Raw genomic sequence first — 19,409 nt, 5'->3', positions numbered from 1 at the left:
CCATCTGCTCATTACTTGAGCGTGGCGGTGGCGCGCCGCTCGAGCTTGCCCCAGCCCACGCGTCCGCCCCGGGCCGCGGTCAGCACCGACTTGACCACCACATAGTACATCAGCTGCCGGTAGCCGAAGCGCTGGACCGGCAGGTACGGCAGGTCGGCCCAGGGCGCGCGCTTCTCCAGGGCCATGCCCAGGGCGCCCGCCGACAGGTCGACCAGGATGAACACGCCCCAATAGAGCAGGCCCCGGATCGTGTCGTCGGGCGACCACTCCACCGGGTGGGCCAGCGCGCCGTAGAGGCCGGAGACCAAGCTCCAGACCACCGCCAGGTCGACCAGCGGCGCGGCGACGGCCAACAGGATCTGGAACAGCCAGATCTGCGGCAGGGCCACGAAGCCGAGCGCCGGGTTCTTCGGGTTGAACAGGGCCGCACGGTGTTTCCAGACGCATTGCAGGGTGCCGAACGACCATCGGAACCGTTGCTTGAGCAGGCCGCCGACCGTGTCGGGAGCCTCGGTGAAGGCCTGGGCCGCGGGATCGAAGGCCACCTTCCAGCCCGCGCGCTGGCAGGCGATGGTCAGGTCCTGGTCCTCGGCCAGGGTGTCGGCCGGATAGCCGCCCAGGGCGTCGAGCACGCTTTTGCGCCAGGCGCCGACGGCGCCCGGCACCACGGTGACCGCCCCCAGGGCGGCCAGGGCGCGGCGCTCCAGGTTCTGGGCGGTGACATATTCCAGGGCCTGCCAGCGGGTGACGATGTTCAGGCGGTTGCCGACGATGGCGTTGCCGGCCACCGCCCCGATCGTCGGGTCGTGGAACCAGCGCACCAGCCGGCCGATCGTCTTCGGAGGGAACAGGGTGTCGGCGTCCAGCGCCACCACGTAGTCGCCCTTGGCCACGGCCAGGCCGCGATTGACCGCCCGCGCCTTGCCGCCGTTCTCGAAGCTCAACAGGGTCACGCGCGGGTCGGCGCCGTGGGCCCGGCGCACCGCTTCGGCGGTGCCGTCCTTGGAGCCGTCGTCGAGGACCAGGACCTCGATGTTCTTCCACTCCGACTCCAGGATCCGCGACACCGAGGCGGCGATCACCTTCTCCTCGTTGAAGCAGGGGATCAGCACGCTGACCAGCGGACCAGACTCCGGATCCAGGTTGGCGGGGCTCTGGTGCGTCCAGCGATGGACCAGGGCCAGGCCGGCCAGGAACACCAGCCGGGCCAGGCCCAGGGCGATGGCGGTGATGAACAGCGCGCTGAGCATGAACTTCAGGCCGCGGAACAGGCCAAAGCCCACGCGGTCCAGGGCCAGGGCCACGGGATCGCGGTCGCTGACCGGCATGGCCTGGGCCGGGGTCAGGCCGGCCAGCTCGCCGACGGTGACCAGGCGATAGCCTCGCGCCCGGATGGCGTCGATCAGGCCCGGCAAGGCCTCCACGGTGCGCGAGCGGTTGCCGCCGGCGTCGTGCAGCAACACCACCTGGCCCGGCCGGTCGCCCGGATGGTCCAGGCGCTCCAGGGTGCGATCGATGATCGTCTGCGGCGCGGGCTTCTGCCAGTCGTCCGTGTCGATCCGCAGGCCGACGATGAGGTAGCCCAGCTCCTGGGCGATCACCAGCGGGGCCACCTCATGCGGGGTCGACGGCTCGGCGTCACCGAAGAACGGCGGCCTGAACAGCCGCATGGAGCGGCCGGTGATCACCTCGAACAGGCGCTGGGTGGCGTTCAGCTCGACGTCCGTCTGGGCGATCGGAATCTCGCCGATATTGGGGTGGGTCCAGGTGTGGCCGCCCACCTCGTGGCCCTCGGCGACCTCGCGCTTCACCAGGTCGGGCCGGGTCTGCATGTTCTCGCCGATCACGAAGAAGGTGGCCGGAGCCTTCTTCGCCTTGAGGATGTCGAGGATCTTAGGCGTCCAGCGCGCGTCGGGGCCGTCGTCGAAGGTCAGGGCCACCAGGCCCGGCTTCTGGCCGTAGCGCTCGATCACGTACGAGCTGGGCAGGACGTCGTAGGTCTGGTCCGAGATCAGGCCGGTGTCCGGATCGAACGTCACGCTGCGCATGCCCGGGGTCGGCAGGTTGGCCACCCGCAGCACCTCGCCGCCGCCATCGAAGTCGACGCTGGTTCCGGCCGGGATCCGGGTCAGGCCGGCGGCCGAGGCCTGGCCGTAAGGCTTGCCCAGCACGCTCCAGACGCCCGGATCCTCCATGCCCATCCGCCACAGGCCATAGCCCCGCGGCTTCCATCCGTCGGTGACCTTGACCTGGTTGAACAGGGTGGCGGCGTCCAGGAACCAGACCTCGTGGCTGTCGCCGTTGTCGTCGACATAGTCGTAGGTCGGGTTCAGGGCGTCGTCGTCCATGTCGATATTGGCGCCGGCGTCCTGGGCGTTGCGGATCGCCTCGTGGAAGGTGGCCGGCGAGCCGGCCACGGCCTTGCCCGCCTTGTTCAGGGTCCAGTCGTAGCCATAGGCCCCCAAGGCCATGACCGTGCGGGCCGGGTCCAGCTTGGCGAAGCGCTTGGCCAGCTCGCCCTCGTACCAGTCCTGGCCGGCGTTGGGCCCCGGATCGCCGCCGCCGTAGTGCTGGTCGTAGGCCATCAGCACCAGGGTGTCGGACGCATCCTGCAGCGCCTTCAGCGGCCAGCCCTGGCCGTCGAACGGCGCGGTGACCCACACCTCGCGGCCCTGCGGCTTGAAGGCCGCGCGCGCCTCCGCCAGCAGCTTGGGATAGTTGGCCAGGCCCGCGGGCGACAGGTTCTCCAGGTCGAAGACATAGCCGCCGTAGCCGCGCTTGACCGCCAGGTCGGCCAGGCCGGCGACCAGCTTGGCCCGGGCCTGCGGATTGGCCAGCAGGGCGTCGGCCAGGGGCCCGTTGAAGGCCGCGTTGGCCGAGTTGTGGACCAGGGGCAGCACGGCCGGATGGTTGGGCGCGGCCGCGATCCGGGCCACGCCCTGCGGGTCGTCGTCGACGGCGATGTCGCCGCCGGGCCCCCGCAAGGCCACCCATTGCGGCGAGACCACGTCCAGCTTGTCGATATTGCGGCGCAGGGACTCGCGGGAATCCTCGTCCCAGCTGACATAGAAGCCGACGCTGATGGGCCGCGACTGGGCCGCGGCCCCGCCGGCGCCGCGCGTCGCCGTGGGGCGCGGCACCTTGCGCCAGTCCAGGTTCGGCTTCAGCCGGTGCGCCGTCTCCTTGTGCAGCGACGACAGGACGTGCGGGTCCTTCAGGGTCACGGCGGGCAGGCGCGGGGCGAAGGCCAGGGTGGCCAGGAACGCCGCCACGATCGCGGCCAGGGCGGACAGGGTGATCCCCAGGATCAGTCGCATCCTCCTGTCCCGCCGGCCGGTGGGGTCGTGGAAGATATGCCGGTCGTCGCCGCCCATGGTCGCAGTCCCGCGTTCGTCAGCCGGCTCTTGTAACCTGAACGTGTCGGAACAGTGGCGCTTCTTCAGGTGCGGTCAATCGCCCCATCCGGTTCCTTGCCTGGCGTTCCGCCTAGTCGACCCAGTCACGGGCCAGGCGGCGCGAGGCCAGGAAGAACAGCAGGGCCGCGACCAGGTAGAAGCCCATGCCGGTATAGATCGACCAGCGCAGGGATTCCTGGCCGAACGCCGGCTTCAGCAGGTCCGAGACCAGGCCGAAATAATAGGTGCCGACCGCGATCCCCAGCAGGTTGTTGATCAGCAGGAACAGGGCCGAGGCCGTGGTGCGCATCGGTGCGGGGGCCAGGTGTTGGACGGCGGCGGTGATGGGGCCGAGCCAGGCCAGGTTCAGGCCCGTGGGGATCAGGAAGATCGCGAAGGCCAGGGCCAGGGCCGCGCCGCCGCCCATCCCCCCGACCAGCGAGCCGCTGTTCATGGCCAGCAGGAAGCAGGGCACCGAGATCAGGAACGCCACCGCCGGGGTCAGCGGGTAGCCGGCCTTGGACTTCGCGCCCAGCCGGTCGGCCACCACCCCGCCCAGCCAGATACCCAACAGGCCGCCGAAAAAGGCGATGCCGGAATAGTACCAGGCCGTCTCGCGCAGGGTCAGGCCCAGGCTGCGCATGAAGAACGACGGCAGCCACAGGGCCACGCCATAGCCGCAGACCGAGGACGACGCCGCGCCGAATGACAGCAGCCAGAAGCTGGGCTTGGCGGCTAGCACCCGCACGACCTCGCCCAGCGGCGCGGCCGGCGCCTGGACCGTGGTGGTGTCGCCCGGCGCCATGTCGGCGCCGCCGCGGCGCGGATCGCGGACCACCAGCCGGAAGACCGGGGCCAGCAGCACCCCGACCGCGCCCACGGCGATGAACGCGGTTCGCCAGCCGAAATGCACCGCCAGCAGGCCGCCCACCAGGGCGCCGGCCGCCGTGCCCAGCGGAATGCCGAACGCATAGGCCGCCAGGGCGCGGGCTCGCTGGGACTTGGGGAAATAGTCGGCCAGCATCGAATAGGCCGGCGCCACTCCGCCCGCCTCGCCGACGCCCACGCCCATCCGAGCCAGGAACAGCTGCGAGAACCCGCCGGTGAAGCCGCACAGGGCGGTGAAGCCGCTCCACAGGGTCAGAGCCGCGGTCATGATCCACACCCGGCTGAAGCGATCGGCCAGCCAGGCGATCGGAATGGCCAGGGTCGTATACAGCAGGGCGAAGGCCAGACCGCTCATCAGGCCGAACTGGCCGTCGGTCAGGCCGAACTCCTCCTTGATGGGCTTGGCCAGGATGCCGAGGATCTGCCGGTCCAGGAAGTTGAGCGTGTAGACCAGGATCAGCATGGCCAGCACGACATAGCGGTAGCGCGGGCCGGGTTGGGCTTTCTGGATCTGTAGGTTGCTCATCGTTCCCGCCGCGAATCGTCAAGGTGGACAAGGAAACGGCGACGGCCTGTTGCAACAAGCCGTCGCCGGTCAGGTTGAAGGTCGAAAAGGCCTAGAACTTGACCTCGATCGAGGCCGAATAGGTGCGCGGCGGGCCGTAGAAGCCGATCACCGAGTTGTTGTAGGTCGCGACGCCGAAGTTGTAGCCGCCGGTGCGATAGCGCTCGTCGGTCAGGTTCTTGCCGGCCACCGAGATCTTGTAGCGGCCGCCTTCCGGGGCCCAGCTGGCGGTCAGGTCCACCAGGGTGAAGGCCTTCTGGTCCAGCAGCGGCAGGGGCTGCTCGAACTGCTGGTAGTCGTCGCGATAGCTGACCATCGGGGTGACCTGCAGCTCTCCGCCGGCGACGGTCCCGCGCCAGGTCAGGCTGGCGTTGCCCGTCCATTCCGGGGTGTTTTGGAAGCCGTAGAGATCGGCCACGTTGACGACCTGGCCGCCCGCCGGAATGGTCTGCGACGGGTTCACCGGGTTCGGCGCGCCGCCTGGCACGAAGCGGCTGAAGGTGTCGTACTTGGCGTGGATGTAGCCCACGGCCACCGTGCCCGACAGGTGTTGGCTGAACCGGGCGTTGGCCTCGAACTCGACGCCGTACAGGGTGGAGGCGCCGGCGTTGTCGACCGAGCTGGCGATGCCCGAGGGCACGACCACCTGGGTGGTGACCTGCTGGTCCTTGTACTTGGACAGGAACGCGGCCGTGGCGAACGACACTCGGCGGTCGAACAGGTTACCCTTCAGGCCCACCTCGTAGGCGTTGACCGTCTCGGGATCGTAGCCCTCGACCGTCTGGGGCGTCAGGAAGGCGTCGCCGCGCATGTCCCAGCCGCCGGACTTGTAGCCCTTCGAATAGGAGACGTAGGTGTTCAGGTCGTCGGTCAGCTCGTACGACGCCGACAGGCGCGGCGTGAACTCCTCGAAGGTCTTCTCGGCGCTGTAGTTGGTGCGCACCTGCAGGATCGGCCGCGGCGTCCCGCCCTGGTAGGGCGAGCGCGTGGCGCCGAGGTAGAAGAACCGGAAGGTGTTGCTGCGCTTGTGGTCGCGGGTGGCCCGCGCGCCCAGCGAGACCTTGAAGCGGTCGGTGAAGTTGGCGGAGACGTCGAAGAAGGCCGCGAAGCTCTGGGTGCTGACCTTGCCGCCGTCGGCGATCGAGACGCCCAGATTGCCGGCGATGGTGTCGAACTCACCGGAGGCCTGGCTGTTCATGTAGTAGAGGCCGAACACGCCCTGGACGGTGTCGTCCGAATAGACCGCCTGCAGTTCCTGCGAGAACGAGCGGTCGTCATAGGTGGCCGGTACGTCCAGGGTCGGCAGCGGCGTGCCGTCGAAGTCGATCAGGGTCTGGGTGTGGCCCTTGCGGCCGGCGGTGATCGACTTGAAGGTCAGGAACTCGCTGGCGTGATATTCGCCGGTCAGCGACAGCCCCTCGGTCTTGACCGCGTTCTTGTCGCCCAGGCCCGCCTGGGTGTCGTAGGCGTCCAGCACCTTGTAGCCGCCGACCAGGGCCGGCAGTTCGCGGTGACCGTGGCGGGGGTTGGAGTCGTCCTCCACCCTGTCGTAGGCCAGGCGGAAGAACAGGTCGTCGTTCGGCTTGTACTCGGCGCTCAGGCGATAGGCCTGGACGTCCTTGTCATAGTGCTCGGCGCCCGTGGTCAGGTTCGCGCCGTAGCCGTCGCGCTTGTAGAGGGCGTAGGCGCTGCCCACCGACAGGCCACCGCCCACCGGGGTGTGGCCCTCGACCAGCAGGTCGGTCTGGTTGTAGCTGCCGTAGGTCCCGCGGATCTTGCCGCCGGCCTCGTCGCCCAGGCGGTTGGTCACGTACTTGATCGCCCCGCCGATGGTGTTGCGGCCATACAGCGTACCCTGCGGACCGCGCAGCACCTCGATCCGCGAGACGTCGAACACGTCCAGCACCGCGCCCTGCGGACGATAGACGTAGACGTCGTCGACATAGAGGCCGACGCCGGGCTCGTAGCCCCAAAGCGGGTCCTGCTGGCCGATGCCGCGGATGTAGGAGATCAGGGTCGAGTTCGAGCCCCGCGCGGTCTGCACGGTGATATTCGGCGTGGTCTGCGACAGGGTGGTGATGTCGTTGGCGGCCTGGCGCTCCAGGGTTTCGGCGCTGAAGGCCGAGACGGCGATCGGCACGTCCTTGAGGGTTTCCTCCCGCCGGCGGGCGGTGACGACCAGTTCGTCGACCGCCACTTGGCCGGAAGCGGCGTCAGCGCCGGCGGGCGCGGCGTCCTGGGCGATCGCGGTCGTCGCGGCCGCCGACCAGGCCGCGCCGGCCAGCAGCGCGAGCTTGAGCATCGTCTTCATGGGTTTTCCCCTTCCCCTATGCGTTCCGTCCCGTGCCGGACAGCTCCGTTGAACGGACGCATTTCCCGGCTTTCGCGAATTCATGCGCTCGCGAATTGGAGAACACTGTCACCCAGAGTTGCGGTTTGCGCCAGCCTTTTTTCATCACCTGATGAAATGAAGGCGTCCGGCGCCGCAAGGCTTGGGAAAGGCTGGGAAATCAGCCCTGGGGGGCGCGGGCGATCACGGCCTCGAAGCCGGCGGCGCAGTAGGCGAACAATCGCGCCCGCACCGCGCCCAGGTCGCTGGAATGGCATTCGCCGTTGGACAGGGAATCGATACGGCCGGTCTCCGACAGGGCCAGCATCATCGAGCCGGTCAGGAACTGGTAGCTCCAGTAGAGGTCGCGATAGGCCGCGTCCGGACGAACCACCTTCAGGGTCTCGACCAGGCGATGGACGACAGGATCGAAGAACCGCGCCATGGTCTCGCCGCCCCAGGCCGGGGTGTTGTTCACCTGGGCCACCAGGGCGAAATAGCTCTTCCAGCCCTGGCCGCCGTCCTGGGAGATGCGCAGCAGAGGCTCGATGAAGGCCTCGATCACCCCCTCGACCGTCATGGTCCCGGCATGGCTCTTCTCGTAGGCGTCCATGGAGACGCTGCGGGCGGTGTTGAGGATCTCGGCCCGGCGCAGGAACACCGAGTCGAACAGCTCGCGCTTGGCGCCGAAATAGTAGTGGATCAGGGCGGTGTCGACGCCGGCCTCGGCGGCCACCTGGCGGATCGTGACGCCGTGGAAGCCGTGACGCGCGAACAGCCCCTCGGCGGCGTCGAGGATGGTCTCCTTCAGGTCCCGCCCCGCGGCCTTGGACGGTCGGCCGCGTCCGGCCGGCTTGGCGCGGGGGGCGGGCTGGGCGCGAGAGGCTCGAACTTGCGTCATGTTCCGTGGTCCGCGCTTTGCTTGACCGTTCGTAGGCCTGCGGGCGCGGATCTGGCAAGCGGGAGGCTCTCAGCCGAACACCATCTGCCACATCAGCCGGCCGGGCAGGAAGGCGAAGGCCCCGGCGATCAGCAGGCCGCCGACGAACAGGCCCGTCATCGTCCGGCCGTGCAGGCGGACATTGTGCTTGCGGGCGGCGAACACGCCCATGGGCAGGGCGATCAGGGTCCAGCCGGCGAACAGGTGCAGGAAGCTGTAGCCGCCGGGATTGGACCGGTGGATGAACAGCGATGAGATCGCGGCCGTCGCCATGGCGATCACCCAGGCCCAGCCCAGCGTGCGGTGCACGGTGGTTCCCTTCAGGCCCAGCATCAGGACGACGCCAATCGCCAGGGCGGTGGTCACGGCCGCCACGTGGACCTGGATCTGGATCGGCGCGGACGCCAGCAGGCCCAGATGGGGCGCATGCAGGTGGCCCTTGAGGTGCGCCAAGCCGCCCAGCACGGCGCCCGGCCCATGCCCCTGGGCGGCGCCGGTCGCCAGGATCAGCCCCACGGTGACGGCCAGGCCGATGGCGACCATGCGGATAAAGCGGGCGGGGCCGATTGACAGGCTGGTGTCGGACATCTTGTTTCTCCCGAAGCGATCGCGCCGTACCGGGGCGATCAAGGTCGGATCCGGCTTAGGATCGGCGGCGACGGGGGTCATCCGAAGGTGCGTGAGAAAGCGTCGGCAGTTCGTGAACGGCGGGCCGCCGCCATTGGCGAAGCGCCAACGGACACGCCCATCCCGGCCGTCCTGCGCAGCTACCTGCGGCCGCTGGCGGTGGCCGTGATCGCCGGCGTCTTCCTGGCCCTGGTCGGCGCGCTCGGCACCAGCGACACGCCCCTGGTTCCGCGCCTGGGCTACTGGATCGGCCTGTCCACGCTGGGCGCGGTGCTGGGCACGACGGTGGCCCAAGCCGTTGGCGGACTCTGGCCGGGCCTGGCCTCCACTTGGTGGCGCGCCCTGATCATCGTCGTGGTGCTGACCCCGCTGTTCACGGTGCTGGTCTGGCTGGCGGGGGGCCGCTCGCCCCTGACCCCGCGGGTCGCGGCGACCTATTTCGGCGTCACCCTGCTGATGACCAGCGGCATGACCGCCCTGATGACCCTGGCCACGCGCCGCCCGGTCGAGACCCACGCCGCGCCGCCGGAAGCGCCGCCGCCCCGCTTTCTCGAACGCCTGCCCCCTCGCCTGCGCGGCGGCGAGATCTACGCCGTGGAGGCCGAGGACCATTATCTGCGCCTGCACACCTCCAAGGGCCAGGACCTGATCCTGCTGCGCCTGTCCGACGCCGTGGCCGAACTGGAGGGTATCGAGGGCGCCCAGACCCATCGCTCGTGGTGGGTGGCCAAGGCGGCGGTGCAGGACGCCAGGCGGGGCGACGGTCGCGCCACCCTGACCCTGAAGAACGGCGTCGAGGCGCCCGTCAGCCGCGCCTACGCCCGCGCGCTGCGCGAGGCCGGCTGGTACTGAGCGGCGGATCGGAACGGCCCGCCGCTCAGCAGCCTCCTCAATAGAAGCTCTGGCCCGCGACCAGCCGGTCCTGCCGCGCCCCGTCGCACAGGGCGTAGGTAAAGCCCTTCTGGATCGCCCAGGCCCCGACCTGGCCCTGCTTGTTCACGGCCAGGAAGCCCACCTGGATGTCCTTGGCCTGCGGCTTCTTCTTCAGGATCCGGGCGACGGCTTCCTTGCAGGCGTCCTGGGGCGAGCGGCCCTGGCGCATCAGCTCGACCACCAGGAAGCTGCCGACGTTGCGGATCACCTCCTCGCCCACCCCGGTCGAGGTGGCGCCGCCGACGTCGTTGTCGACATAGAGCCCGGCCCCGACGATGGGCGAATCGCCGACCCGGCCGCGCAGCTTCCAGGCCATGCCGCTGGTGGTGCAGGCGCCCGACAGGTTCCCCTGGGCGTCGAGGGCCAGCATGCCGATGGTGTCGTGATTGCCCGCTCCGCCCGGCGTGCCGAGTTGGCCCGAGGTCTTGCCGTAGTCGCCGACCTCGCTGTTGGCCTTGGGGGCGTACTTGGCGTCCTTCTTCCACGCCTCCCAGGCGGCCCGCGACTCGGGGGTCAGCAGCTCCTCGCGCGGGAAGCCCTGCTCCTGGGCGAACTGCAGGGCGCCGGCCCCGACCAGCAGGACGTGCGGAGTCTTCTCCATCACCGCCCGGGCCACCGAGATCGGGTGGGCGATGTGCTCCAGGGCGGCGACGGCGCCGCAATTGCCCTGCTCGTCCATGATGCTGGCGTCCAGCGACACGTGGCCGTCGCGGTCGGGATATCCGGCGCGACCGACGCTGTGGTTCTTAAGGTCCTGCTCGGGGACCCGGGCCCCGGCCTCGACGGCGTCCAGCGCCCGCCCGCCCTTGCTCAGGATCGCCCAGGCCGCCTGGTTGGCCGGCACGCCGAAGTCCCAGGTGGAGATCACGCAGGGCCGGGTCAGTTGGATCCCCGCGCCGCCGGTCGGCTCGGCGGCCGCCGCCGCACGGGTGCCCACCAGCCCCGATCCGATCAAGGACGCGCCGATTAGGCCTCTGCGATTCAGCATGGGTGTGCTCCAAGAACGGCTGCCGACAACCTTGTCCGCGAATCCCCTAGCACGAGCCTGGAAGAGGCGAAGATGCCCGACCGCATTATCCTGGAAGTCTGTGTCGATACGCCCGCCGGATTGGCGGCGGCGATCGCGGGTGGCGCGGATCGGATCGAACTGTGCTCGGCCCTAGCCCTGCAGGGCCTGACCCCGGCGCCGGGGCTGATGGCGATCGCGGCGGAGGCGGAAATCCCGATCTATCCGATGATCCGGCCGCGCAACGGCGACTTCGTCTACGGCGGCGAGGACCTCGACGCCATCCTGCGGGACATCGACGCCGCTCGGGACGCCGGCCTGGCGGGCGTGGTGATCGGCGCCAACGCCCCATCGGGCGAGCTGGACGTCGACGCCCTGGCCATGCTGGTCGCCCACGCCGAGGGCCTGGGCGTGACCCTGCACCGCGCCTTCGACCTGACGCCGGATCCGTTCGCGGCGCTGGAGACCGCCATCGACCTGGGCTTCGAGCGGATCCTGACGTCGGGCTGCGCCCTGAACGCCATGGCCGGGGCCGAGACGATCGCCTTGCTGGTCGAACGCGCGGCCGGCCGCATCGCCATCCTGGCCGGCGGCGGGGTCAATCCGTCGAACGTCGCCGAACTGGTGGCGCGGACCGGCGTGGGCGAGGTGCACGGCTCGTGCAGCGGACCAATGACCTACGGCCTGGGCCAGGGGCACGAAGACCGCGCCTACAAGCTGGGCTTCGTACAGGACGGGCTGCGGGATACCGATCAGGAGACGGTGGCGGCGGTGGTGGAGACGTTGGCAGGGCTACAATAATTCCGCTCATCCCGGCGTTCGCCGGGATGAGCGGAATTAGTTCCTAGAACCGCGTCTCCATCGCCGGGATCGCGATGATTCCCGCCTCGCCGTCCTCGTCGCCCCAGACCAGGCGGCCGCCGTCGGCCGAGACCGACAGGGCGCTGATCGCCGCGCCCTTCTCGGCCTTCAGGGTCTCGATGCGGCCCGAGCGCATGTGGGCGCCCCAGATCTTGCCGTTGTCCTGGCCGGCGATGGCCACGGGCAGGGCCTCGACCCCAGCCACCCGCACCACCATCGAATCGCGCGAGAAGCCGATCTCGGCGGCTTCCTTGCCCATCGGGCCGTTGGCGCCGGCGAACGGCCAGACCACCGCGCCGTTGGCGCCGGCCGTGACCATCAGGTTGCCCTTGTCGAAGAAGGCCAGGCTCTTGATCTTGGCCGGATAGCCGCCCATCCGCATGTCCTTGCTGTCCGACAGGCGCCAGCCGTGCAGTTGGTTCTCCTGCATCGACGAGACCAGGAACTTGCCGTCGGGGCTGAACACCGCGGCGATGTGGCTGCCGGCCCACCTCATCACCTGCGGCTTCTGGCCCTCGATCTTGGCCCACCACAGCGAGACGCCGCCATAGCCGGCCGTGGCCAGGCGCCGGCCCTTCGGGTCGAAGGCTAGGCCTGAGACGGTCCGCTCGTGCGGGAAGACGCGCAGGAACGTCGGATCGGCCGAGTCGCGGACGTGGACCTCCTTGCCGGCGGTGAAGGCGATCAGGCCCGAGGCGGCGCTGGCGGCCACGTGCTCGATCCAGCGGCCCTTGACCTCGGCCACCAGGGTGGCGGCCACCTCGTCGCGCTCGACCCGGCTCCAGACGACCTTGCCGTCGTCGCCGCCGGTGACGATCCCCCGGCCCGACGGGTGGACCGCGGCGGCCAGGATGGCGCCGGCATGGGCTTCCACTGTGACGAAACCGCCTTCGGATTCGAATCGGACCGTGCCGTCGCCCAGGGCGAAGGCGGCGCGGCCGGCGCGGTCGAACAGGGCGGCGGTGACATAGGCGTCGAAGGAATAGATCATCCGCGCGCCATACCGCGCCGCGCTCCGGGCGCCTAGTCGCGCGTCAATGCGCGTAGGGCGCGAGCAGGGTGCGGAGAACCCGGCATTTGAACGCCGTTCCGCCAAAAAGACTCACAAAAGGGGTTGCCATTGCGCCGCGTCGTCGGGCTTTACTTCCGCGCCCGTCTGCGCCAGACGTGGCGATCTAACATTTTTCGGGACCGCGACAGACGCGGCCCTTGGGAGACAGTCAGGCTATGGCGGCTAAACTTGCTGGCGGTGGGGGCGGTCGTTATTCGCTCGGCCAGAACTCCGAAATCAACGTCACGCCCTTCGTCGACATCCTGCTGGTGCTGCTGATCATCTTCATGGTCGCCGTGCCGATGGCGACCGTGGCGATCAAGGTCGACCTGCCCCCCGCGACCCCGCCGCCGCCGAACGCTCCGAAGCCGAAGGAGCCGGTGTTCATCTCGATCCAGAAGTCGGGCGCGCTGTACGTCGCTGAAAAGCAGACCAGCCTCGACAACCTGCAATTCGACCTGGACGCCAAGTTCACGGCCACCGGCCAAGCCGGCCCGAAGGACGACCAGCGCGTCATGGTCCGCGCCGACGCCGACGTGACCTACGCCGACTTCATGGGCGTGCTGAACGCCCTGCAGACCGCCGGCTGGTACAAGGTCGGCCTGATCAACGAAGACATCCACTAGGTCTTCGCCGATCGGCGAGAAATCAGGGGCCGGACGCCAAGCGTCCGGCCCCTTTTTCATGCCCGTCGTTTCATGCCCGTCGCGTCGGCGCTTTACAAATGTAAGAAAGCAGAGAAACTACACCTGTAACTTCAATCGGTCCCCAACGCTTGGGCAAGAGGAGGAGACAGGTCATGGCGGCGAAACTCGCGGGCGGCGGCGGCGGAGCCTATGCGATCCGGCAGAACGCGGACATCAATGTCACGCCGTTCGTCGACATCCTGCTGGTGCTGCTGATCATCTTCATGGTCGCCGTGCCGATGGCGACGACCTCCATCAAGCTGGACATGCCGCCGGCCAGGGACACCGCCATCCCGCCCAAGCCGCCCGTTCTGATCACCATCCAGAACTCCGGCGCCCTCTATCTGGCGGGGCGGCCCACCAGCCTGGGGACCCTGGCCCAGGACCTGAGCGCCAGCTTCGCCGCGAGCGGCCAACAGGGCCCGCGCAAGGATCAGCGCCTGATGGTCAGCGCCCAGGCGGACGTGCCCTACGAGGCGCTGATGGGGGTGATCGACCGGGTCCACACCGAAGGCTGGACCCAGATCGGGATCGTCAACGAGGACCTGCATTAAAGATCGACGTGGAAGCGCGATCACTTGCCCCCTACGGGCCTTCGGCCGTCTTCCCCCATAGGGGAAGAGCCTTAAGCGAAGGTTCCGCCCCCTCCCCGCGACAAACCGCGGAGCGGTCAGGTGGGGGCAAGTTGCGGATCAAGCCGCCGTCGCCTCGAACCCCGCTCTCAGTTCGGCCTCGTCCAGGTCGCGGCCGATGAACACCATGCGGCTGTAGCGCTTGTCCTTGTCGGTCCACGGGCGCTGGAAGTCGCCTTCCAGGATCATGTGCACGGCCTGGAACACCAGGCGGCGCTCCTCGCCCCGCACATCGATGATGCCCTTGGCCCGCAGGATGTCGGGGCCGCGACGGGCCAGCAGCTCGTTCAGCCAGGTGGTGATCTTCTGGCCATCGACGGGCTTGTTCAGCGTCAGGGAGATTCCCTTCACCCCGTCGTCGTGGATGTCGCTCTTGGCGTCGTGGTGATGGTGGTCGTGGCCATGATGATGATGGTCATGATCGTGATGGTCGTGGCCGCAGTGCTCGTCGTGCACGTGGCCGTCCTCGCCATGGGCCGGGTTCAGGAACTCCGGCTCCAGCTCGGTGATCCGCTCCAGGTCGAAGCTGTGCTTGCCGATGATGGCGTCCAGCGGGACGTTCGAGCGCTGGGCGCGGTGGATCGGGGCCAGCGGGTTGATCCGCTTGATGCGGGCCTCGACATGGCGCAGGTCGTCTTCCGAGACCAGATCGGTCTTGTTCAGCACGATCTGGTCGGCGAAGGCGATCTGCTCGACGGCCTCCTTGCTGTCGCCCAGGCGCAGCAGGATGTGCTTGGCGTCGACCACGGCGGTGACCGAGTCCAGATAGGTGCGAGCCTTGACGTCGTCGTCGACGAAGAAGGTCTGGGCCACCGGCCCCGGATCGGCCAGTCCGGTGGTCTCGACGACGATGGCGTCGAAACCGCCCTTCCTTTTCATCAGGCCTTGCAGCACCCGGATCAGGTCGCCGCGCACCGTGCAGCAGACGCAGCCGTTGTTCATCTCGAACACTTCCTCGTCGGCCCCGACCACCAGGTCGTTGTCGATGCCGACCTCGCCGAACTCGTTGACGATCACGGCGTAGCGCTTGCCGTGCTCCTCGGTGAGAATGCGGTTGAGCAGGGTGGTCTTGCCGGCGCCGAGATAGCCGGTCAGCACGGTGACGGGGATCTTGCCGGTTTGCGCGGAGGTCTGGGTCATGCGCGCTATTTAGGAGCGAAGAGGCGTCGGGGGAAGCGGGGCTCTATTCCATCCTGTAAACCGCTCATCCCGGCGGACGGAAACGCCCTCAGGTCTTCAGGAACGCCACGGCCGCGCCGATCACGATCAGGGCGGCGCCGAGGATGAGTTCCTCATATTGCTCCAGACGCTCCAGGCCCAGGCGGTTGAAGCCCGCCAGGCTCAGGCCCGTGAACACCAGCATGCCCGCCGCCGTGGCCGTCATCAGCACCGCGCTCAGCACGACGAAGCCGACCACGCCGTGCTCCATCCCCGCCAGGTAGTAAGGCAGGAAGGCCTCGCACGGCGACAGGGTCAGCAGCACGACCAGAGCGGTGATCGCCGCCTTGTCAGAGGCGAACTTGCGGGTTCCGTCCATCGTCGCGTGCCGATGGCGGCCGCGCACCAGATAGAAGACGCCGATCGCCGCCATCAGCGCTCCGACGATCCAGTGGAAGGAGTCGCCCAGGTGCGGCTGGGCCACCAGGCCCGCGGCCACGACGGCCAGACCCAGCAGGATGGTCAGGCCCACATGACCCAGCCCCGCCAGCAGGGTGACGCCCAGGGTGCGACCGGTGGTCCACCTCTGGGCGCGTCCGACCAGCACGAACGGCAGCCAGTGCGTGGGCAGGGCGGCGTGCAGGAAGGCCACGGCGAAACCGGTGGCGGCGACGGAGGCGAAGAAGGTCGTGTTCACGCCACCGGCTATATACTGTTATAAAATAACACGCCAGCATCTCTCTTCGCTTCGCACGCGGCATCTCGTCCGTCATGTTATGAAGCGCGGCCATGACGCCGGAACCCGATCTGCAAACCGCGCTGGACGCGGTCTACGCCGCCTTCCGCCACTATTCCCGCCCAGGGACTCTCGAAGCGGCGCCCACCCGTGATCCCAAGCGCGTGCTGGCCCGGCTTTCCGCCAGGAACTTGGCCGAACTGACCAGCGACGACATCAATGGCTACATGGGCTGGGCCATGACGACGATCGGCGGCGTGAACGACTACAAGCATTTCCTGCCGCGCATTCTGGAACTGGCGGTGCAAGGAACCGGGCGGGTTCATGTGGGCGGCGATCCCGAGAGCCTGGCGGGGAAGATCGCCTACGGTGAATTCTCCGATTGGCCGGCGGATGAGCGCGCCGCGATCGTCACAGCGTTTGACGCGGCCTGGCGCCAGGCGTTGCGCACCTCGCTGGAGGAAGAAGAAGCCGAGGACTGGCTGCGCGGCCTGATCACGCTGGGTGAACCGATCCAGACGCGTTTGACCGCCTGGCTGGAGACCAGCGCTCCGCTGGCGGGACTGCATCTGGCCGATGCTGTCTGCTCGGAAATCCTCAGGCGGAAAGACGCCCGGCCACCGTTCGGGTCGAGCGATGAATATGTCCCGTACGAAGCCTATTCCGCCTGGCTAGCCGGCCCCTCTGTACGGGAGCGTTTGGAGTGCCTGGCTAGCGAGATCGACGACGACGAGGAAGCCTGGCGCTTGCGACAGGCCCTGGATGGTCCGATGCCGCCCTATCCCGAGGTTTGGCGGGGCTAGGGTTGCGCCGCGATTTTAGTCAAGCCGCCTGTCCCGTTGCCGTTGACTCAACGACTTTCGACGGTATAAGTGCGCCCCTCTCGCCCGCAGGGTTTCCTCGCGGGCGTTCCCTATTTTGCGAACGCACGTTTCTTAAGGCGCTAACCTATGTACGCGGTGATCAAAACCGGCGGCAAGCAGTACCGGGTCCAAGCCGGCGACCTGCTGGTTGTCGAAAAGCTCGACGGTGAACCGGGCGCGGAAGTCGCTTTCGGCGAAGTCCTGATGCTTGGCGAAGGCGAGGCCGTGACGGTCGGCGCCCCCCTCGTTGAAGGGGCTGTCGTTACCGGCGCCCTGCTCGAAACCCGCAAGGGCGAGAAGGTGAAGATCTTCAAGAAGATCCGTCGCCAGGGCTATCGCCGCACCCGCGGCCACCGCCAGACCGAGTCGGTCATCCGCGTGACCTCGGTCGCCGGCGGCGGCAAGGAAACCAAGTGGGACGGCGCGATCGACCTGACCCCGAAGGTGATCCTGAACGCCCGCGCCCGCGGCCTGGGTGACGCCGCCGTTCCGGCGACGATCCCGACCGCTCCGGTGAAGGCCGAAGCCGCCCCCGCTCCGAAGAAGAAGGCCGCGCCGAAGAAGGCCGCCGCCGAGACCGCTCCGGAAGCCGAAGCCTGAGACCCTCACGGGGCTCGATGAACGATTAGCTTGATCCAGGTCTCTTTCGAGATACCAGATCAAAGGAACTAGGAGGCCACCATGGCTCACAAGAAATCTGGCGGTTCGTCCAGCAACGGCCGCGACTCGGCCGGTCGCCGCCTTGGCGTGAAGAAGTTCGGTGGCCAGAAGGTCGCCGCCGGCAACATCATCATCCGTCAACGCGGCACCAAGTTCTACCCGGGCGCCAATGTCGGGATGGGCAAGGACCACACCCTGTTCGCCCTCATCGAGGGCGCGGTGGGCTTTGTCACCAAGCGCAACAACCGTACCTACGTGAACGTAGCTGCTCCGGCCCAGGCCGCCGAATAGCGCGAACCGCGTAGAAACCGGGTCGCGCTTTCCAAAAGAAAGACGATCCGGACAGACGAAACCCAAGCGGGGAGTCCGGACGCCGGACTCCCCGCTTTTGTTTTGTCCGCGCTTGAAATTTCTTGGCCGCAAAAGGACCTCAGGCCTGAAATCCGAGCGACACGGTCCCCACCTAGAAGGACCGAGAACGGGAGACGCGCCATGTGCGTGATCGAGAAAGCTCCGATCATTCAGACGCCGCGCCTGAGGCTGCGGACTCCTGGCGGCCAGGACGCGCCGCGGATCGCGGCGCTGTGCGACGACTATGCGATCGCCAAGATGACCACCCGCATGCCGTGGCCCTACAGCCAGGGCGACGCCGACGGCTTCGTGGCCCGCTGCCAGGTCCAGGACCCGCGCAAGGACGCCACCTTCGTGATCGACCACGAAGACGAGGGCGTGGTCGGGGTGCTGGGCTTCTTCACCCCGCCGGTCGGCCACCTGGAGGTGGGCTACTGGATCGGCCGGCCCTACTGGGGCCGCGGCCTGGCGACCGAGGCCGCCCACGGCGCCCTGGCCTGGGCCCGGCAGGACTGGCGCAAGAAGCTGGTCGTCGCCGGCCACTTCGCCGACAACCCCGCCTCGGGCCAGGTGCTGATCAAGACCGGCTTCCTGTACACGGGCGTCGTGGAGCATAAGCCGTCGACGGCCCGGGGCCAGCCCGTGCCGACGCGGATGATGGTCTGGCTGGCGTGAGCCCTAAGCGGCCCGGTGCGTCGCGACGACCTTCTGCGGGCCTTCGCGGAAGCGCTTCTCGGCGACCACGATCCGCTCGCACAGGGCGTCCAGGTCGCTGAGCAGCGAATAGGTGGCGTAGATGGGAATTTCCATCATCGCCACCTGGGCGCGGGGCATGAACTCGCAGTACTTCTTCCACGCCACGTGGGTGTCGCGGGCGTTCATGGCCCGCTGGCCCAGCGGGTTCCACAGGTTCAGGCCCATCAGCTCGTCCCGGCACTCCTTCATCACCGGCAGGGCGATGTAGAGGAACAGGAAGGTGGGGGTGGCGGCGCGGGCGAACTGCGGCTGCACCTGCATGTGCCAGATGCGGAAGGCCTCGAAGAAGTTGGCCTTGCGGGTCGGGTCCGGCGGCAGCCACTGCAGGTCCGGATTGATCAGTTCCTGGGCCGAGCCCGAGCGCTTGACCAGCTCGTCGGCCGTGCGGCCGTCGGCCATGGTCTTGTTCAGCGCGTTGATCGGGATCGCCAGGCGCTTGGCCACGTCGGTATAGGCCACCTGCCGGCCGGCCATCGGCGTCCACTGGCCGAAGTTCGGGGCGTTGGGAGCGCTGGCCCGCTTCATCGCCGCGGCCTGGTGCACCAACTGATGGGCCTCGCGGCTCTTGGCGGCCTGCTGGCGGTCGAATTCTTCCTCGTGGACCGCCTGCTCGTCTGGCGTCATCCATCGCGCCCGGCCCGGGCCGTAGGTGCGTTCATTGCGATTGAGCAGGATGAAGTTGTGCTCGTCGCTCGGGCGACGGCCGACGGCGATCAGGAAGGCGCGGAAATCGCGCCATTCCGGCGCCAGGCCCGTGCCCCGGCTCATCAACATGTTGCGATGAAGCGACGCCTCGTGGGTGTACTTGCGACATAGGGTCGGCAGCGTCAGATCCTGGAGGTCATGCGCAAACTCGGCGTCCGAAATCGTCGTCAACGCCAGCCCTCCCCGCGCATTAGTCCTGTCGCCGTGTTCATAGGACCGTTTGTCGCATGATCAGTTTTAACATTTCGTCACGATGGCGAACACGGT

General features: G+C 68.3%; 18 protein-coding genes. 8 read left to right on the top strand and 10 right to left on the bottom strand.

The annotated features are described in order from the left end of the window. Positions 1-11: 11 nt before the first annotated feature. The 5 genes from G3M57_RS01785 to G3M57_RS01765 all read right to left on the bottom strand — a co-directional run bounded on the left by G3M57_RS01785 (position 12) and on the right by G3M57_RS01765 (position 8,705). Positions 12-3,317: a glycosyltransferase gene (locus tag G3M57_RS01785; RefSeq protein ID WP_230983748.1), complete on the bottom strand. Its 3,306-nt coding sequence runs from the start codon at positions 3,315-3,317 to the stop codon at positions 12-14. Positions 3,318-3,486: 169 nt separating this feature from the next. Then, complete coding sequence (locus tag G3M57_RS01780) at positions 3,487-4,809, bottom strand: spinster family MFS transporter (RefSeq protein ID WP_056757016.1); 1,323 nt, start codon at positions 4,807-4,809, stop codon at positions 3,487-3,489. Between the two features lie 91 nt (positions 4,810-4,900). Further along, a complete protein-coding gene (locus tag G3M57_RS01775; RefSeq protein ID WP_163228514.1) occupies positions 4,901-7,159 on the bottom strand; it encodes a TonB-dependent receptor in 2,259 nt (752 codons plus the stop codon). Between the two features lie 199 nt (positions 7,160-7,358). Next, a complete protein-coding gene (locus tag G3M57_RS01770) occupies positions 7,359-8,078 on the bottom strand; it encodes a TetR/AcrR family transcriptional regulator (RefSeq protein ID WP_056757021.1) in 720 nt (239 codons plus the stop codon). Positions 8,079-8,147: 69 nt separating this feature from the next. Beyond that, the gene (locus tag G3M57_RS01765) at positions 8,148-8,705 is read right to left on the bottom strand and encodes a DUF2306 domain-containing protein (RefSeq protein ID WP_163228513.1); all 558 of its coding nucleotides are present in this window, start codon (positions 8,703-8,705) and stop codon (positions 8,148-8,150) included. Between the two features lie 87 nt (positions 8,706-8,792). Here G3M57_RS01765 and G3M57_RS01760 point away from each other — a divergent pair, with 87 nt between their 5' ends. Then, positions 8,793-9,596 (top strand): LytTR family DNA-binding domain-containing protein, encoded by an 804-nt coding sequence (locus G3M57_RS01760; RefSeq protein WP_163228512.1) that lies wholly within the window; start codon positions 8,793-8,795, stop codon positions 9,594-9,596. A gap of 37 nt (positions 9,597-9,633) precedes the next feature. On the opposite strand, the gene G3M57_RS01755 is transcribed toward G3M57_RS01760, so the two are convergent. Next, positions 9,634-10,665, bottom strand: a complete 1,032-nt coding sequence (locus G3M57_RS01755; RefSeq protein ID WP_163228511.1) for a glycosylasparaginase — start codon at positions 10,663-10,665, stop codon at positions 9,634-9,636. A 72-nt stretch (positions 10,666-10,737) separates the two neighbouring features. Here G3M57_RS01755 and G3M57_RS01750 point away from each other — a divergent pair, with 72 nt between their 5' ends. Continuing rightward, positions 10,738-11,484, top strand: a complete 747-nt coding sequence (locus G3M57_RS01750; RefSeq protein WP_163228510.1) for a copper homeostasis protein CutC — start codon at positions 10,738-10,740, stop codon at positions 11,482-11,484. Positions 11,485-11,527: 43 nt separating this feature from the next. Here G3M57_RS01750 and G3M57_RS01745 read toward each other — a convergent pair whose 3' ends face one another. Next, positions 11,528-12,535, bottom strand: coding sequence for a WD40 repeat domain-containing protein (locus tag G3M57_RS01745; protein WP_163228509.1), 1,008 nt, complete (start codon positions 12,533-12,535; stop codon positions 11,528-11,530). Positions 12,536-12,771: 236 nt separating this feature from the next. On the opposite strand from G3M57_RS01745, the gene G3M57_RS01740 reads away from it, so the two are divergent. Together G3M57_RS01740 and G3M57_RS01735 are read left to right on the top strand one after the other, a co-directional pair. After that, on the top strand, positions 12,772-13,221 hold the full coding sequence (locus tag G3M57_RS01740) for a biopolymer transporter ExbD (RefSeq protein WP_056757031.1): 450 nt from the start codon (positions 12,772-12,774) through the stop codon (positions 13,219-13,221). A gap of 173 nt (positions 13,222-13,394) precedes the next feature. Next, a complete protein-coding gene (locus tag G3M57_RS01735; protein WP_056757034.1) occupies positions 13,395-13,835 on the top strand; it encodes an ExbD/TolR family protein in 441 nt (146 codons plus the stop codon). Between the two features lie 138 nt (positions 13,836-13,973). On the opposite strand, the gene G3M57_RS01730 is transcribed toward G3M57_RS01735, so the two are convergent. Together G3M57_RS01730 and G3M57_RS01725 are read right to left on the bottom strand one after the other, a co-directional pair. Next, complete coding sequence (locus tag G3M57_RS01730; RefSeq protein WP_163228508.1) at positions 13,974-15,053, bottom strand: CobW family GTP-binding protein; 1,080 nt, start codon at positions 15,051-15,053, stop codon at positions 13,974-13,976. Positions 15,054-15,141: 88 nt separating this feature from the next. Beyond that, positions 15,142-15,768 (bottom strand): hypothetical protein, encoded by a 627-nt coding sequence (locus G3M57_RS01725; RefSeq protein WP_056757038.1) that lies wholly within the window; start codon positions 15,766-15,768, stop codon positions 15,142-15,144. Positions 15,769-15,860: 92 nt separating this feature from the next. On the opposite strand from G3M57_RS01725, the gene G3M57_RS01720 reads away from it, so the two are divergent. From G3M57_RS01720 to G3M57_RS01705, 4 genes are all read left to right on the top strand, one after another. Beyond that, positions 15,861-16,610 (top strand): hypothetical protein, encoded by a 750-nt coding sequence (locus tag G3M57_RS01720; RefSeq protein WP_056757041.1) that lies wholly within the window; start codon positions 15,861-15,863, stop codon positions 16,608-16,610. A gap of 147 nt (positions 16,611-16,757) precedes the next feature. Further along, positions 16,758-17,270, top strand: coding sequence for a 50S ribosomal protein L21 (rplU, locus tag G3M57_RS01715; protein ID WP_056757044.1), 513 nt, complete (start codon positions 16,758-16,760; stop codon positions 17,268-17,270). Positions 17,271-17,351: 81 nt separating this feature from the next. Further along, on the top strand, positions 17,352-17,621 hold the full coding sequence (gene rpmA / locus G3M57_RS01710; protein ID WP_028038841.1) for a 50S ribosomal protein L27: 270 nt from the start codon (positions 17,352-17,354) through the stop codon (positions 17,619-17,621). 201 nt (positions 17,622-17,822) lie between these two features. After that, positions 17,823-18,356 (top strand): GNAT family N-acetyltransferase, encoded by a 534-nt coding sequence (locus tag G3M57_RS01705; RefSeq protein WP_056757048.1) that lies wholly within the window; start codon positions 17,823-17,825, stop codon positions 18,354-18,356. Positions 18,357-18,359: 3 nt separating this feature from the next. Here G3M57_RS01705 and G3M57_RS01700 read toward each other — a convergent pair whose 3' ends face one another. Next, a complete protein-coding gene (locus G3M57_RS01700; protein WP_230983747.1) occupies positions 18,360-19,313 on the bottom strand; it encodes a hypothetical protein in 954 nt (317 codons plus the stop codon). Positions 19,314-19,409: the final 96 nt, after the last annotated feature.

The sequence above is a fragment of the Caulobacter rhizosphaerae genome, from assembly GCF_010977555.1.
Taxonomy (GTDB): Bacteria; Pseudomonadota; Alphaproteobacteria; order Caulobacterales; family Caulobacteraceae; genus Caulobacter; species Caulobacter rhizosphaerae.
The sequence above is the reverse complement of the archived record's forward strand: the minus strand, read 5'-3'. Positions and strand labels throughout refer to the sequence as shown.